This is a genomic window from Nocardia jiangsuensis (assembly GCF_042650385.1).
GTDB classification, from domain to species: domain Bacteria; phylum Actinomycetota; class Actinomycetes; order Mycobacteriales; family Mycobacteriaceae; genus Nocardia; species Nocardia jiangsuensis.
The window spans coordinates 12,044-25,626 of the sequence record NZ_JBHSAX010000007.1 but is presented as its reverse complement, the minus strand read 5'-3'; the positions used below and the strand labels follow the sequence as shown (position 1 = coordinate 25,626).

Annotated in this window: 10 protein-coding genes; all 10 read right to left on the bottom strand. The window is 73.7% G+C overall.

What is annotated here, in order from left to right:
* Positions 1–53 precede the first annotated feature (53 nt).
* The 10 genes from ACFO0B_RS07750 to ACFO0B_RS07705 all read right to left on the bottom strand — a co-directional run bounded on the left by ACFO0B_RS07750 (position 54) and on the right by ACFO0B_RS07705 (position 13,566).
* Positions 54–737, bottom strand: coding sequence for a hypothetical protein (locus tag ACFO0B_RS07750; RefSeq protein WP_378611634.1), 684 nt, complete (start codon positions 735–737; stop codon positions 54–56).
* A 281-nt stretch (positions 738–1,018) separates the two neighbouring features.
* On the bottom strand, positions 1,019–2,656 hold the full coding sequence (locus ACFO0B_RS07745; protein ID WP_378611633.1) for a long-chain-fatty-acid--CoA ligase: 1,638 nt from the start codon (positions 2,654–2,656) through the stop codon (positions 1,019–1,021).
* Entirely contained in the window at positions 2,653–3,924 is a 1,272-nt protein-coding gene (locus ACFO0B_RS07740) for a wax ester/triacylglycerol synthase domain-containing protein (RefSeq protein WP_378611632.1), read from the bottom strand. Before ACFO0B_RS07740 ends, ACFO0B_RS07745 begins: the two co-directional genes overlap by 4 nt.
* Positions 3,921–5,057, bottom strand: a complete 1,137-nt coding sequence (locus ACFO0B_RS07735) for an acyl-CoA dehydrogenase family protein (protein ID WP_378611631.1) — start codon at positions 5,055–5,057, stop codon at positions 3,921–3,923. Before ACFO0B_RS07735 ends, ACFO0B_RS07740 begins: the two co-directional genes overlap by 4 nt.
* Complete coding sequence (locus tag ACFO0B_RS07730; RefSeq protein ID WP_378611630.1) at positions 5,054–5,302, bottom strand: acyl carrier protein; 249 nt, start codon at positions 5,300–5,302, stop codon at positions 5,054–5,056. The genes ACFO0B_RS07735 and ACFO0B_RS07730 overlap by 4 nt, the downstream gene beginning before the upstream one ends.
* On the bottom strand, positions 5,302–6,645 hold the full coding sequence (locus ACFO0B_RS07725; RefSeq protein WP_378611629.1) for a lysine N(6)-hydroxylase/L-ornithine N(5)-oxygenase family protein: 1,344 nt from the start codon (positions 6,643–6,645) through the stop codon (positions 5,302–5,304). Before ACFO0B_RS07725 ends, ACFO0B_RS07730 begins: the two co-directional genes overlap by 1 nt.
* Positions 6,638–8,176, bottom strand: a complete 1,539-nt coding sequence (locus ACFO0B_RS07720) for a pyridoxal phosphate-dependent decarboxylase family protein (protein WP_378611628.1) — start codon at positions 8,174–8,176, stop codon at positions 6,638–6,640. The genes ACFO0B_RS07725 and ACFO0B_RS07720 overlap by 8 nt, the downstream gene beginning before the upstream one ends.
* The gene (locus ACFO0B_RS07715) at positions 8,166–9,584 is read right to left on the bottom strand and encodes a peptide synthetase (RefSeq protein ID WP_378611627.1); all 1,419 of its coding nucleotides are present in this window, start codon (positions 9,582–9,584) and stop codon (positions 8,166–8,168) included. Before ACFO0B_RS07715 ends, ACFO0B_RS07720 begins: the two co-directional genes overlap by 11 nt.
* Positions 9,581–11,827 carry a penicillin acylase family protein gene (locus tag ACFO0B_RS07710; protein WP_378611626.1) on the bottom strand — a complete coding sequence of 749 codons (2,247 nt, stop codon included), beginning with the start codon at positions 11,825–11,827 and terminating at the stop codon, positions 9,581–9,583. Before ACFO0B_RS07710 ends, ACFO0B_RS07715 begins: the two co-directional genes overlap by 4 nt.
* Positions 11,824–13,566, bottom strand: a complete 1,743-nt coding sequence (locus tag ACFO0B_RS07705; protein WP_378611625.1) for an IucA/IucC family protein — start codon at positions 13,564–13,566, stop codon at positions 11,824–11,826. The genes ACFO0B_RS07710 and ACFO0B_RS07705 overlap by 4 nt, the downstream gene beginning before the upstream one ends.
* Positions 13,567–13,583: the final 17 nt, after the last annotated feature.

The following is a 13,583-nucleotide window of genomic DNA, read 5'->3' as shown; positions in this document are numbered from 1 at the left end:
GGCTCGACTCCCTCGCGGCTTATGTTGTACGGGATATCGCACAAGGTCCGAGCTCAGCGGGGGCGCCGGGTGGGGGTGCCGTCGGCGGCGCGCATGACGACGCGGTCGCCGTCGCGGATCATGGTGAAGACGGCGGTGGGCGGGTCGAAGCGGGCGTCGGGTGGGGTGTGGAAGGTGGGGGCGGGGGGTTTGCGGAGGCGGGGGCGGCGGGCGTCGTGCAGGTCGAGGCCGCCGGGGCGGGAGAGGATGCCGAAGCGGGACGGGTTGCCTGCGAACCAGATGGCGTCGCTGGCGGAATCGAGGAGGGCGGCGGCGGTGTTGCCGCGGGAGCGGAGCACGAGGCTGCCCGCGATCTGACCGTCCAGGTCGATGAGGATCACCCAGTCGCGCCCGTTCTCCGGCACGTGTTCGAACCAGAACTGCTGCCAGGGGTTGCGCAGGGCGCGGCGGCGGCGCCGGTAGCGCAGGAAGAGCGGGAGCGCGAGGACCAGGGTCCACAGGACGAAGGCGGCGCCGGTGAAGGTGGAGCCGGTGGCGGCGAGGCGCCGCAGGCCGGGGGTGGTGGCGGTGGACTCCAGGTAGAGCAGGAGGCCGGTGGCGGGGCCGAGCGCGAGCGTCCCGAGCAGCGCACCCCAGGCGCGCAGCGCGACCCAGCGGAGCCGGAGCCGGGTTTCGCGCCACTCGCGGGCGGGTTCGGGCGGGGTGCGGAGGGCCGGGTCCGGCCTGCTCGATCTCATGGGCGTCCAACGTCCGACGGGGTAGTGCTGGACGACAGGGTATCGGTCCGGGCGCCGATCCCGCTCGCGCACAGGGGTTTTGTCCGGCAACGTCGGGGACCGCCGGGCGCCGGGGCCACCGGTCGACGACCGGCTCCCGGGACGAGCGGGCGGACTCGCGCCCGACTCGCCCCGGAGAAACGCCCGCCGTCCCGCCACCGCCCGAGCCGCGGCGCCGAGAGCCGAGGCCCCGCGCGATCCGCGGCCTCGACAGCTCGGCGGCCGGGTGGAGCGCGTTCCGCTCAGCTCGGGATGAGGCTCGCGGCCGAGGAGCGCCGCAACTTCCCGGACGGCGTCTTGGGCAGCGCCCCCTTCTGCACCACGACCACGACCGCCGGCGCGATCCCGACCTCGTCGTGCACCGCCCGCGCCACCTCGCGGCGGATCCGCTCGCACTCGTCGGTGTCCCCGGCCGACTCGGATTCGGCGATCACCGCGATCCCCTCGCGCGCCATGCTCGGCAGCCGGATGCCGAGCGCGGCGATGCTGCCCGGCCGGACGCCCGCGATGCCGGAGGCGGCGCGCTCGACCACGGTGGGCGCGATGTTGCGGCCCGCGACGATGATGACGTCCTTCTTCCGGCCGGTGACGACGGCCTCGCCCGCACCGGTCAGATAACCGAGGTCGCCGGTGTCGAGCCAGCCGTCGGCGTCCTTGGCATCGACGTAGCCGTCGGGGCCGAGGTAGCGCTCGGTGACGGCGGCGCCGCGGACCAGGATGGTGCCGATCCGGTCGGCGGGCAGCACCGCGCCCCGCTCGTCCACGACGCGCAGCTCGATGCCGGGAACCGGCGGCCCGAGCCGCACCAGGGTGCGCGGCTTCTCGATCCCGTCCCGGACGACGGCGCCGGTGCGCTCGGCCCGCGCCCCGTCGACCACGTCGACGGCGAAGCGCTCGCGCATCCTGGTGAAGGTGACCGCGAGCGTGGTCTCCGCCATCCCGTAGGCGGGCATGAGCGCCTCCGGCCGCAGCCCGAATCGCGTTGCCTCGGTGATGAACTCGTCCAGCGTGGCGCGGTCGACCACCTCGGCCCCGTTCACCGCGACGCGCAGCGAGGAGAGGTCGTAGGCCCCGTCGGGGGCCCGGCGCAGCCGCCGCGCCAGTACCGAGTAGGCGAAGTTCGGCGCCGCGGTGACGTGCCCGCCGAAGCGCCCGATCAGCTCGGCCCAGGAGAGCGGGTTCTTCAGGAAGGCCAGCGGGTTGGTGATGACGGTGGTGGCCCGCGCCAGCATGGGGGTGAGCAGCATGCCGATCATGCCCATGTCGTGGTAGAGCGGCAGCCAGCTCACCACGACGTCGCCGGAGCGGAATCCGGCGGCGTCGGCCATGGCGATCTGGTTCTGCATGATGTTGCCGCCGGAGATGGCGACGGCCTTCGGCACGCCGGTGGTGCCGGAGGTGAGCTGCAGGATGCAGAGGTCGTCGCCGACGGTGAGCACCGGCTCGGCCGGGGTCGCGTTCGCGGTCAGCTCTTCGACGACCACGCTCGGCGCGCCCAGGTCGAGCTCGCGCACCACGTCGGTGAAGGGCGCGCCGAGCGCGACCACCGAGGCGTCCAGCATCCGCACCACGGCGCGGGTGTCCGCCAGCCACTTCGCCAGGTCGGTGCGCGGGGTCGGCTGGTGCAGCATGGTGAAGGCGGCGCCGCGCAGCCAGGTGGCCTGCACCAGCACCGCGACGTCGGCGGCGTCGCCGGCCAGGATCGTCACCGAGCTGCCCGGCCCGACCCCGGCCGCGGCGAGCCCGGTGGCCGCGCGGCGGGCCGCGTCCTGGATCTGCGCCCAGGTGCGGTAGGTCAGCGCGTCGGCGCCGTCGCCGCTCCACAGCCCGGAGATCTCCGAGGGCGGCTGCCCGAAGAGGATGTCGGTGAGTCTGCTCATCGGTTCGCGCCTTCCTGCACGGCCGCCTCGCGCAGCACGCGGTCGAAGTTCTCGGCGAAGGTCGCGGCGTAGCCGTCGGCCAGCGCCGCCGGGTCGGTGACGATGCCGAACGAGGTGCGGCCGCCCAGGATCAGGCTCGTCACCGAGAAGGAGTAGCCGACCAGCGGGGAGATCGGGGTCAGCGTGGCGATCGGGTTCCCGAGCACCGCGCGGACCTTGGAGAAGCCGGGGTTGATGCCGATGTGGATGTCCGGGCTCATCCGCCTCATGGAGGCGTTGGCGATGGCCCGGTGCACCGGCCACGGAATCTTCGGCGCGTCGTCGGTGGCGGCCAGCGACAGCTCGGGGCGCCTGGCCGCGACGAAGGCCAGCTCGGCGCGGGCCCGCTCCAGCTGGCGGCGGATATCCGGTTCGCTGCCGAGCAGGTTGAGCAGCGAGACCAGCACGGCATTGCCGGTGTGCCGGAACGCCTGGTCGTGCGTGACCGGCAGCGTCACCCGCAGCACCTCGGAGCTGGTCCCGCGCGGCGGGGCGAGGCTCAGGGTGCGGCCGATGGCGGCGAGCAGGAATTCGTGCACGGAGGCGCCGTGATTGCGCGCGGCGCGGCGCAGCTCACGGGTGGAGGCACTGGTCAGCGCGACCTCCCTGCGGCCGGAGCGGGTCAGCCTCGGCCAGGCCCGTCCGGCCCTGCCCGCCTTCCACTGGTCCTCGAAGGCGGTCTTCGACTCCTTCAGCACCTCCGGCTCGATCCCGGCGATGCGGTACCGCGGTGCGGTGGCGAAGCGCTCGAACTCGGTGAGGTCGGCCGGGGTGCCGTCGGCGAGCAGCGCGGCGAAGGCGGCGCCCGCGATGCCGTCGGAGAGCGCGTGGTGCACCCGCAGCAGCACGTACTGCACGCCGCCGTCGGCGGGGGTGAGGAGCGTGATGTGCCAGAGGGGTTCCGGGCGCGGCAGCGCGGTCTCGTGCAGCCCGGCGAGCTGCCGGTGCAGGTCGGCGGCGTCGCGGTACTCGGCGGCGGTGACGTGGCTGTCGATGTCGACTTGGTCGGTGAGCACCACCTCGGCGCGGCGCCAGCGGCCGTTGCGGACGCCGAGCCGGAAGATGTCGAAGAGCCGCACCCGCTCGCGTACCCGGGCGCGCACCTCGTCGATGTGCAGCTGCGGACCCGGCGCCAGCTCCAGCACCATGGCCCAGTGCATGGGGCTGCGCGCGGTGTCCAGGTGCAGATAGGTGAAGTCGGCCGGGGCGAGCTCGACGGGACTGTTCATGCGGGGGCACCCTGACTTTCGTACATGGCTTCGTAGCGTTCGTGATCGGGTCGCATGGCCGCGGCGACCAGTTCCCACAGCACCTCGTCGGTGCCGCCGCCGACCCGGGCCAGCTTCATATCGCGCCACCAGCGCCCGATCGGGGTCTCGGACTCCAAATAGCCGGAGCCGCCGAAGATGTGCAGGCACTCGGAGGCGACCTCGTTGCCGAGGTTCGCGGCGGTCACCTTGAGCGCGGCGGCGGTCCGCAGGTCGATCTTGCCCTCGGCGGCCACCCCGGCCAGCGCGTAACGCAGCAGGTCGGTGCGGGCCCGCAGGTCGGCGAGGCGCAGCCGCAGCGCCTGGTGGTCGAAGAGCCGCTTGCCGAACTGGGTGCGGTCCAGCATGCGGGCGTGGGTGATGCCGAGCATGGATTCGCAGGCGGCGGCGATCTGCCCGGCCACCGAGTAGCGCTCGTGCGCCAGCCCCCAGCTGATCACCGCGAGCCCGGTGCCCGCGCGGGCGACCAGCGCCTCGGCGGGCACCCAGGTGTCGATGGCGACGGCGGCGGTGTCCAGCGGCCCCGCGCCGAGTTTGCGGTACGGGGTATCGATGCTGACCTGCGATGTGGGCACCATGACCAGCGCGACATTGCCCTCCGCGCCGCCCGGCGCCCGCCCGACCACCAGGATCTGGTCGGCGATCGGCGAGAGCGAGACGTACTTCTTGTGCCCGGTGACCCGGTAGCCGCCGTCGTGCGGCTCGATCACCGTGCCGACGTGCTGCAGGTCCGACCCGCCCGCCTCCTCGGAGGCCGCGATGCAGAGCACCGACTCGGTGCGGATGGCCCGCTCGGCGAGGTCGCGCAGGAAGTCGGTGCGGCCGAAGCGGCGCAGCACGGCGATGGCGGAGTCGTGCAGGCTCACCCCGACGCCGATGCCCGCAGAGTTCAGCGCGCCCAGTTTCCCGGCGAGCGCGAAGTGCTCACCGAGGTCGGTGATCTTGCGGTCCCGCCACTTGTGCGCGAAGACCCCGGCCGCGCCGAGGTGCTCGAGCAGCGCGCGCGGGAAGCGTTCGTCCCGCTCGGCCTGCTCGGTCCACTGCCGCACCCGCTCGTCGAAGGCCGCGTCGAGCAACTCGTCGTAGGCGGTCATCGGGCGATGCCCGCCTTCGATCGGACCAGGTCCTCCAGCTCGCCGACGGACGCGGTCTCGGCCATCTCCCGGTCGGTGAGCTGCACCCCGAGCCGCTCCTCGATCGCGACGACGCCGATGGCGAAGGCCACCGAGTCCAGCCCGAGATCCTCGATGAGCAGCGAGGAGCGGGTGACGTCGGCCATCGGCAGGTCGAGGTCCTCCTCGAGGATGCTGCGCAGCGTTTCCGCGATGTGATCGGACATCAGTGGTCTCCTTGGTCGAGTGCGTCGTCGTCGGTGACGTCGGGGACGACTTCGTCGTCGGTGACGCCGAAGCTGGTGAACGCCGTGTGCCGCGGCAGCCGGTAGACCTCGCGGCCGAGCACGGCGTTGAGGATCCGGGCGTTGCGCACCGCGCCGATGTCGAGGTTGGGCGCGGAGACGCCGACGGCGTGCGCCTCGGCGGCGGCGACGAAGAGCCTGCCCGCCAGCGCGGGCACGGCGGCGACGGAGTGGTCCCGCTCGATCACCGGGCGGCCCCTGCTGTCGCGGTGCAGCAGGTCGGCGATCGGTGCGAGGAAGTCCGGCTGCCGCGGCCGGTACCCGGTGGCGGCGATGACCAGGTCGGCGGTGTGCGCCAGCGCGGTGCCGGTGTCGAGGTGCCTGCCCCTGATCCGCAGCCCGCCGTCGTCGAGCGCGTCCAGCCCCTCGACCGCGACGCCCTGGCGCAGCTGCACCGGCTGCGCCTTCTCCAGCAGCTGCCTGCGGTAGAGCAGGTCGTGCAGCCGCTCCAGGGTCTCCGACGAGATGCCCTTGTGGAACTGCCAGTGCCCGGCGCGCACCCGGTCCCTGGTCTCCTCCGGCAGGCCGTGGAAGTAGTCCATGTAGGCGGGGGTGGTCATCTCGAGGGAGAGCTTGGTGAAGTCGAGCGGGGCGAACCACGGGGTCCGGGTCCACCAGCGCACCGCGGGGCCGCCACGCAGGTTCGCCTCCAGCAGGTCGGCGACGATCTCGGCGCCGGACTGCCCGGAGCCGATCACCGTCACCGCGCCCGCCGCGTGCGCGCGCTCCCGATGGGTCAGGTAGTCGGCGCTGTGCACCAGCGCGCGCGAGGTGGTCGAGAGTGCCTGCGGCAGCGCCGGTTCGGTGCCGATGCCGACGACGACGTGCCCGGCCGTGATGGTCGAGGTCACGCCCGCGGTGGTCACCGCGACCTCGAAGACGCCCGCCTCGTCCAGCCAGCGCACCTCGTCGACGGTGGTGCGCCAGCGCAGCGACGGCAGCCGCCGCACCACCCAGAGCAGGTACGCCTCGTACTCGCGGCGGGTCGGGAAGAAGTCCTCGCGCACCAGGAAGGGGTAGAGCCGGTCCACGTCGGCGAGGTAGCCGAGGAAGGAGAGCGGGTGCGTCGGGTCGACCAGGGAGACCAGGTCGGAGAGGAAGCTGACCTGCAGCTTGGCCTCGTCGAACATGAGCCCGGGGTGCCACCGGAACTCCTCCGCCGAGTCCACCACCAGCACGTTCGCGTCGTCCACGGTGGAGGCCAGCGCGGCGAGCCCGAGGTTGAACGGCCCGCAGCCGACGGCGAGGATGTCGACGTCACTCATGGATCGTCGCCATCTCGTCGCTCTGCTCCAGCGCCTCGGACTCGACCTCGAGCGCGACCCGGAGCAGCTCGTCGAAGAGCGCGTCGATATCGGCCGCCGCGGTCTCCGGGTTGAGCAGGGTGAGCTTGAGGCAGGTGCGCGGCTCGCCCGAGCCGCCGACCCGCACCTGGGTGCGGCCGATCAGCGCGGTGCCGGAGCTGATCAGCCGCCTGCGCAGCTCGGCGTTGACCTGGTCCAGGTCGAGGTCCTCGCAGCGGTAGCGGAAGACGACGGTGGTGAGCGTGACCGGGGCGACCAGCTCCAGCTGCGGCTCGGCGGCGATCCGGCGCTCGGCGTACCCGGCCAGGTCGTGGCAGGTCTCCAGCATGGCGCCGAGGCCGTTCCGGCCGTAGGCGAGGAAGGTGGCGGCCACCTTGAGCACGTCGGGGCGGCGGGTGGTCTGCAGCGTCTGGCCGAGCAGCCCGCCGTAGCCTGCCTCGACGTCGTCGTCCGGGTTCAGGTACGCCACCGAGCGGCTCAGCGAGGCGAAGCGCTGCTGGTCGGCGAGGAGCAGCACGCTCGCGGCGGCCGGCTGCCAGCCGACCTTGTGCAGGTCGAGGGTGATGGAGTCGGCGCGCTCGATGCCGGTGAGCAGCCCGGCGAGCCGGTCGGAGAAGAGCGAGCCGAAGCCGTAGGCGGCGTCCACGTGCAGCCAGACCCCGTGCCGCGCGGTGATCTCGGCGAGCGCGGGCAGCGGGTCGACGCTGCCGAAGTCGGTGGTGCCGGCGGTGGCGACCACCGCGACCGGGGTGTGGCTGTGGCCCAGCTCGGTGAGCAGCGCGTTCAGCGCCTCCGGGATCATCCGGTGCTCGGCGTCGACCGGCACCGGGATGGCCGCGGCCTCGCCCAGGCCGAGCGCGGCGCAGGCCCGGTGCACCGAGAAGTGCGCGATCCGGGAGCAGAGCACGATCGGGCGGTGCAGCCCGCCCACCCCGTCCTGCCTGGTGTTCACGCCGTGCCCGGCGGCGGTGTAATCCCTGGCGATGAGCAGCGCGAGCAGGTTGGAGTAGGAGCCGCCGGGGCCGAAGACGCCGCCCGCGGTCTCGGTGAAGCCGGCCAGCCGGGCCAGCGCGTTGATGGTCCACTGCTCGATGGCGAGCGTGGCCGGGCCGGAGTCGTAGGTGTCCAGCGAGGCGTTGGTGGCGCTGGCCAGCGCGTCCGCCACCACCGCGACGGTGAGCGGCGGCGGCTGCAGGTGCGCGGCGGTGAGCGGGTGGGTCAGGTCGAGGCCGTAGGCGGCGACCAGCTCGGCGAGCCGGGCGAGCGCGGTGGCCGGGCCGACCCCGCTCTCCGGGATGCGCTCCGGGCCGAGCGCGTCGGCGACGGCGGCGAGCACGGCGAGCGGGTCGCCCGACGGCAGCGGGACGCCGTGGTGCCGCTCCCCGACCGCGGCGGCGAGCTGCGCCAGCCCGGTGCCGACCTCGGACCAGCCCGCGCCGGGACCGGCGAAGCGGGACGCTCTCCCCCACGGGAGCACGGATTCAGCTGACACGGGGAGTCCTCGTTTCACGATTCGGTTCGGTGAGCTCGCGGGCAAGGGCGGCGACGGTGCCGTCCAGCGCGGCGGGCACCCGGGCGACCAGCGCGGTGAGCAGCGTCGCGGCGCGCCGCGCGAAGGCGGCGTCGACGGTGCCGAGCTGGTGGTCGACCTCGAGGTGCACCCGGTCGTCGGGGGCCAGCTCGAAGGCGAAGGTCAGCGGGTAGGGGGCGATACCGGTGAAGACCGATTCGCAGGTGACGCGGGCGCCGTCCGGCACCGGGATGCCGCGCAGCGGCGCGGTGCGCACCGAGGCCATGATCTCGGCGACCGGGAAGCGCCCGCCCGCGCCGCGCAGGGCGGTGAGCACGGTGCCGTAGTCGACCCCGGCGAACTCCATGGCCCGGTAGACCACGGCGACGGCGGCGCGCAACGTCTCCCGCACGCTCGCCGCCGGGTCGACGGCGAAGCGCATGGGGACGATGTTGCCGCTGTAGCCGACCCGGTCCGGGCGGTCGCCGGGCTGCCGGTTGTCGGCGGGGACGAGCAGCACGTGGTCCTCGGCGCCGGTCAAGGCGTGCACGCCGAGCGCGGTGACCGCGATGAACAGGGCGTTCGCGGTGCCGCCGAGCTCGCGGGCGACCGCGTCCAGCGCGGCGACGGCGGCCGGGTCGACCGGCTCGGTCAGTTTGGCGCCCGCGTCCTCGTCCATCGGGGCGAGCCAGCTCTCCTCCGGGGTGACCCGCGGGAGTTCGCCGGAGAGCGGGAAGCGGATTCCCTCGGCGGCCCAGGTCCGCGTGGCGTGCTCGACCGCGCGCTGGACCTGCGGGGCCGGGCGCTGGATCGGCGGCACCGCGGCGGCGTCCGGCCAGGTGCCGGAGATCAGGGTGCCGAGCAGCAGCGGCCACGAGGTGTCGTCCACCGCGAGGTGGTGCACGACGAAGAGCACGGTGACGCCGGCGCCGTCGGCCGTCACCCGGACCCGGAGCGGGGGCTCCTCGGTGAGCCGGAAGGGGATCGCGACCAGTTCGTCCGCGGTCGCGGCCCGCGCGTTCCAGGCCCACTCCGCGCCCGGCACGATCCACTCCCCCGCGGTGTCGCCCGGCACCCGGCGGGGAACGCCGGAGCCGTCGACGGTGACCACCGAGCCGAGCACCGCGGCCTCGCGGACCACCAGCTCGACGGCCTCGACCAGGCCGGGCACGGTGTAGGTGTCGTCGAAGCGGAGGATCAGGCCGATGGTGTGCGAGAGCGAGTCCGGGTCGAGCTCGTAGATCTTCCACATGCGGCGCTCGGCGATGCCGAACTCGCCGGTGTCCAGCCGCGGCAGCGCCGGGGCGGCGAAGCGGTGGTCGCCGGCGAGCCCGGCCGCCGCGAGTCGCCTGCGCACCAGCTCCAGCCGGGTGTCGGTCAGTACGGTCATGCTTCTCCCTGCGTGAACCGGTGGACGGCGGCGGCGTTCGCGCGCAGCACGGCCCAGTCGCTGACGATGTCGATGAGTTCGCCGCGGGCCCAGCGCGGCGCCTGGTCCTGGAAGTGCGGCGAGCGCGGGTCGCCGCTCACGCCGAGCGGCACGATCCAGCGCCCGGCGTCCCGGTCGGCGAGATCCCAGACGTAGCGCGCGGCCGAGCCGACGGCGCAGGCATGCGAGAAGCCGACCGCGCTGCCGTTGGCGAGCACGCACTCCGCGTCGCCGCCGAGCGGGTACCGGCCGGGCCGGATGGCGGCGGAGAGCTCCGGGTGCCGCGGGGTGGCCCCGGCCAGGTCCATGCCGTGGATGGGGGCGAGCAGGTGCACGTCCCCCCAGGCCGGGACGGTCTCCAGCACCGCGACGGCCTCGATCGCGGCGGTGAGCGCCGCCGCGATCCCGACCCCGAGCCGCGGCCCGTGCTCCAGCACCGAGTCGAGCGCGGCGGCGAGCCGGGTGCCCGCCACGAACCACGGGTCGAAGACCCGCGGGAAGGCGTGCGGGACGGCCAGCCCGGCCAGTGCGGGGTCGCGGGTGATCCCGGCGACGAACCGGGCCCTGACCTCGGCGAAGAGATAGGCGTCGGTGCTGTCCGCGGCCATGGCGCGGTCCCAGCTCAGCAGCCGCGCGCGCAGCTTCTCGGCTTCCGGGCTCAGCTCGGTCAGCGCGCGGAGCCGGTCGAGCAGCGCGGTGGCCTGGTCGAGCCGGACGTCGCCGTGGATGGCCTCGCAATCGTTCACGCCCACCGACGGATTCGCGGTCAGCAGGGCGTCGATCCGGTCGGCGCGGAAGGGCGGAACGCACTCGGTGGTGACCGGTTGCAGCGGGAGCGAGCCGGGGATGCGCTGGTTGGCGATGACCGAGTGGTCCGGCACCGCGGCGTCGAAGCCGGTGTCCCGCACCGATTCGGTGGCGTAGCCCCGCCACCGGTAGCGGGCGTCCCAGCCGGGCACCGGGAGCCAGTAGTTCTCGGCGGCCCGCTCCGGCATGCGGCCGGTGACGTGGTGGGTGAGCCGCCCGGCGGTGTCGCCGATGACGACGCGGTTGGCCGGCTCGGCCCACCCGCGCAGCGCCACCTCGACCGCGCCGGTCGAGGTCGCGAAGAGCAGGTCGAGCGCCGGGTCGAAGGTGACCTCGGGGTCGGCGAGCATGGGGGTGCGCAGGCTCAGTGCGAAGGCCGCGTCCGGGCCGCCGACGATGACCGGGCCGTTGCCGGTGACCACGATCTCGACCGGCACCGGGTCGGCGTCGCGGACCAGGATCTGCTCGGTGTGCACGGCCGCCGGGGCAGACCCGTCCGGGGTCTCGGCGTTGACCCCGTCCGCGGTCCGGGTGAGCTTCTCCAGGTAGAGATCCTGGTAGTCGCCCATGGCATTGGTGATCCCCCACGCCACCGACCCGGCGTGCGCGAAGTGCGGCACCCCGGGGACGCCCGCGAAGGCGAAGCCGATCACGTCGAACTCCGGCGCCGCCAGGTGGAACTGCTGGTAGATGCCGGGCAGCTCCAGGAACCGGTGCGGGTCACCGGCGATCAGCGGCGCACCACTCGCGGTGCGGGCGCCGGCGACGCCCCAGGCATTGCTGCCGGAGATCGCGTCCCCGAGGGTCGTCGAATCCGGTTGCGCCCCCTCTGCTTCGGTGCAGTGGCCGAGCAACTCGGTGAGGAAAGCCGCGTCCGGCCGCGCGGGCACGGTCGGCTCGGCGGGGTCGACCCCTTCGCAGTCGAAGAGCACAAGCGCGTCGAGGCCGAGCGCGCGGCAGGCGTGCAGCCGCCACAGCTTGGTGAGGAACCGCCCGAAGAGGATGTGGTGCACCAGGAACACCGCGATCGGGGTCCACGGCTGCCAGGGCGCGGGGCGGTGGCCAAACTCGGTGAGCTCGGGCGCCGCCGCGGCGTCCAGGGTGCTGTTGATGCCGTCCACGTAGGCGCCGATCAGCGCGCGGGTGCGCGGCGACGACGCCGCGAGGATGCGGCGGGCGGCGGCGTCCATCCGGGAGCGGCGGGCGAATTCGTCCCAGCCGACGGTGGTCGCGCCGAACACCTCGGCGGTGCGGCCCTCGGCGCGCAGCCGCAGGAACTCCAGCTGCCAGGCCCGGTCGACCCCGCAGGCGACGCCCTGCCCGTACAGCGCCCCGGCGGCGGAATCGGCGCTGATGTGCGGGATGCCGTTGGCGTCGCGAATGATCTCGATCGTCACGGGACCGCGACCTCCCGCTCGGCGGGGCGGTACGCGGCGACCGGGTTGGCCAGGGCGTGGTCGCCCGCGACCAGGGTGGCGTAGGAGTTGCCGAGGTCGACCATGCGCTTGTTGTTGCCGAGCTGCAGCTGGTTCAGGTGGATGGCGGGGAAGGCGGGGGTGAAGAGATCCCAGCGGCGGAAGCGCTCCGCCAGCTCCGGGTGCCGCTCGCGGTAGTCGAGCAGGCTCGCCGCGACCAGCGCCCAGAACCGGTCGTCCGGCAGCAGGCCGTCGGCGTGCAGGAGCAGCGCGAGGTGCCGCAGGAAGTCGTCGAAGACGTCGGAGAGGATGCCCATGGCGCGGATCTCGTCGGGCTCATCGGTCACCGCGCGGCGGGCCGCCTCGGGCAGCCCGGCGGGGTCGCCGAAGATCGAGACCTCCTCGCCGATGTCCTTGAGCACGGCGCGCACCGGCACCCCGGCGTCCAGTACGAGGATGAGGTTCTCGCCGTGCGGGGAGAATTTCAGCTCGTACCGGTAGAGCAGGTGCACGATCGGGTGCAGGTAGCAGCGCAGGTAGCGGGTGAGCCACTCGGCGGCGGGCAGCCCGGAGCGCTCGACGAGGGCGCGCACCAGCGGCGTCCCCTCGTGGTCGACGTGCAGCAGCGCGGCCATGGTGGTGAGCTGCTCACCCTGGCGGGCCAGCGGGACGGGGCTCTGCCGCCACAGCGCCGAGAGCAGCTTCCGGTACTCCGAGCCGGGGCGGGTGAGCGCGGTGAGCTCGGTGTTCCGGTAGCCGATGGCGGCGACCTCGTAGAGCACCGCGAAGCCGAGCTCGTCCAGGTAGGGGTCGCCGGAGATCAGCTCGCGCACCCAGTCGTTGATCAGCGGGGTGGTGCGCATGTAGTCCGCCGACATCCCGCGGGTGAAGCCCATGTTGACGATGGAGAGCGCCAGCTTCACGTAGTGCCGCTCCGGGGTCGTGGTGTCGAAGAGCGAGCGGATGGACTGCTGCGGCTGGTACCGGTCGTCGCTCTCGCCGACCGGGACGATCCGCTGCTCGGCGAGGTCGATGGCGTAGACGCGCTGGATCCGCTCGGTCCACTGCCACGGATGCACCGGCATGAAGTAGTAGTCGCCGGGGTCGAGGCCGCGGCCGGTGAGGACCGCGGTGAAGCGTGCCAGCGTCGCCGCGCCGAGCTCGGCCTCGACCAGCCCGGGGTAGTCGACGCCGGACATCGCGGCGAAATCGGTGTTCGCCCTGAGCACCGCCAGCCAGGGCAGCGCGAACCGCGCGCCCCACTCCGGCGCGTAGCGCCGGACGTCGTCCGCGCTGAAGCCGAGCCGCCCGGCATTCGCGAGCAGGCAGGGATGCCCCTCGGTCATGGTGCGCTCGATGGTCTGGAAGTCGGCGGCGGCCAGCTCGGCGGCCGGGATCCGCCGCTCGTCCGGGCGGCCCGCGCCGATCAGCAGGGTGTTGCGGAACTCCTCCAGGTACTCCGGCAGCGCCTCCGGCGCGATGCCGAGCGCGTCGCCCAGGTCGATCACCAGGGCGATGGCGTCGATCGGCAGCTCGGCGCCGTCGCGGGTGCGGCGCAGCGACGCGGGGTCGATGTGCCAGCTGTCCAGCGCGAGTACCTCGGCGTGGAAGGCGTATTCGGTGCGGCCGTCGCCGGAGCGCACCAGGTACTCCCCCGGCGCGACCGCCGCCGGGCGGACGAAGCGCTCGTGGCAGAGCTCGGCCAGCACCTTGACCGCCATCCGGCGGTGATAGGCGG

Bases quoted from the DNA above. Each gene is read 5' to 3' on its own strand.
- ACFO0B_RS07730 (WP_378611630.1), bottom strand. From the start codon at position 5,302: ATGTCCGATCACATCGCGGAAACGCTGCGCAGCATCCTCGAGGAGGAC.
- ACFO0B_RS07725 (WP_378611629.1), bottom strand. From the start codon at position 6,645: ATGAGTGACGTCGACATCCTCGCCGTCGGCTGCGGGCCGTTCAACCTC.
- ACFO0B_RS07705 (WP_378611625.1), bottom strand. From the start codon at position 13,566: ATGGCGGTCAAGGTGCTGGCCGAGCTCTGCCACGAGCGCTTCGTCCGC.
- ACFO0B_RS07750 (WP_378611634.1), bottom strand. From the start codon at position 737: ATGAGATCGAGCAGGCCGGACCCGGCCCTCCGCACCCCGCCCGAACCC.
- ACFO0B_RS07715 (WP_378611627.1), bottom strand. From the start codon at position 9,584: ATGACCGTACTGACCGACACCCGGCTGGAGCTGGTGCGCAGGCGACTC.
- ACFO0B_RS07740 (WP_378611632.1), bottom strand. From the start codon at position 3,924: ATGAACAGTCCCGTCGAGCTCGCCCCGGCCGACTTCACCTATCTGCAC.
- ACFO0B_RS07745 (WP_378611633.1), bottom strand. From the start codon at position 2,656: ATGAGCAGACTCACCGACATCCTCTTCGGGCAGCCGCCCTCGGAGATC.
- ACFO0B_RS07735 (WP_378611631.1), bottom strand. From the start codon at position 5,057: ATGACCGCCTACGACGAGTTGCTCGACGCGGCCTTCGACGAGCGGGTG.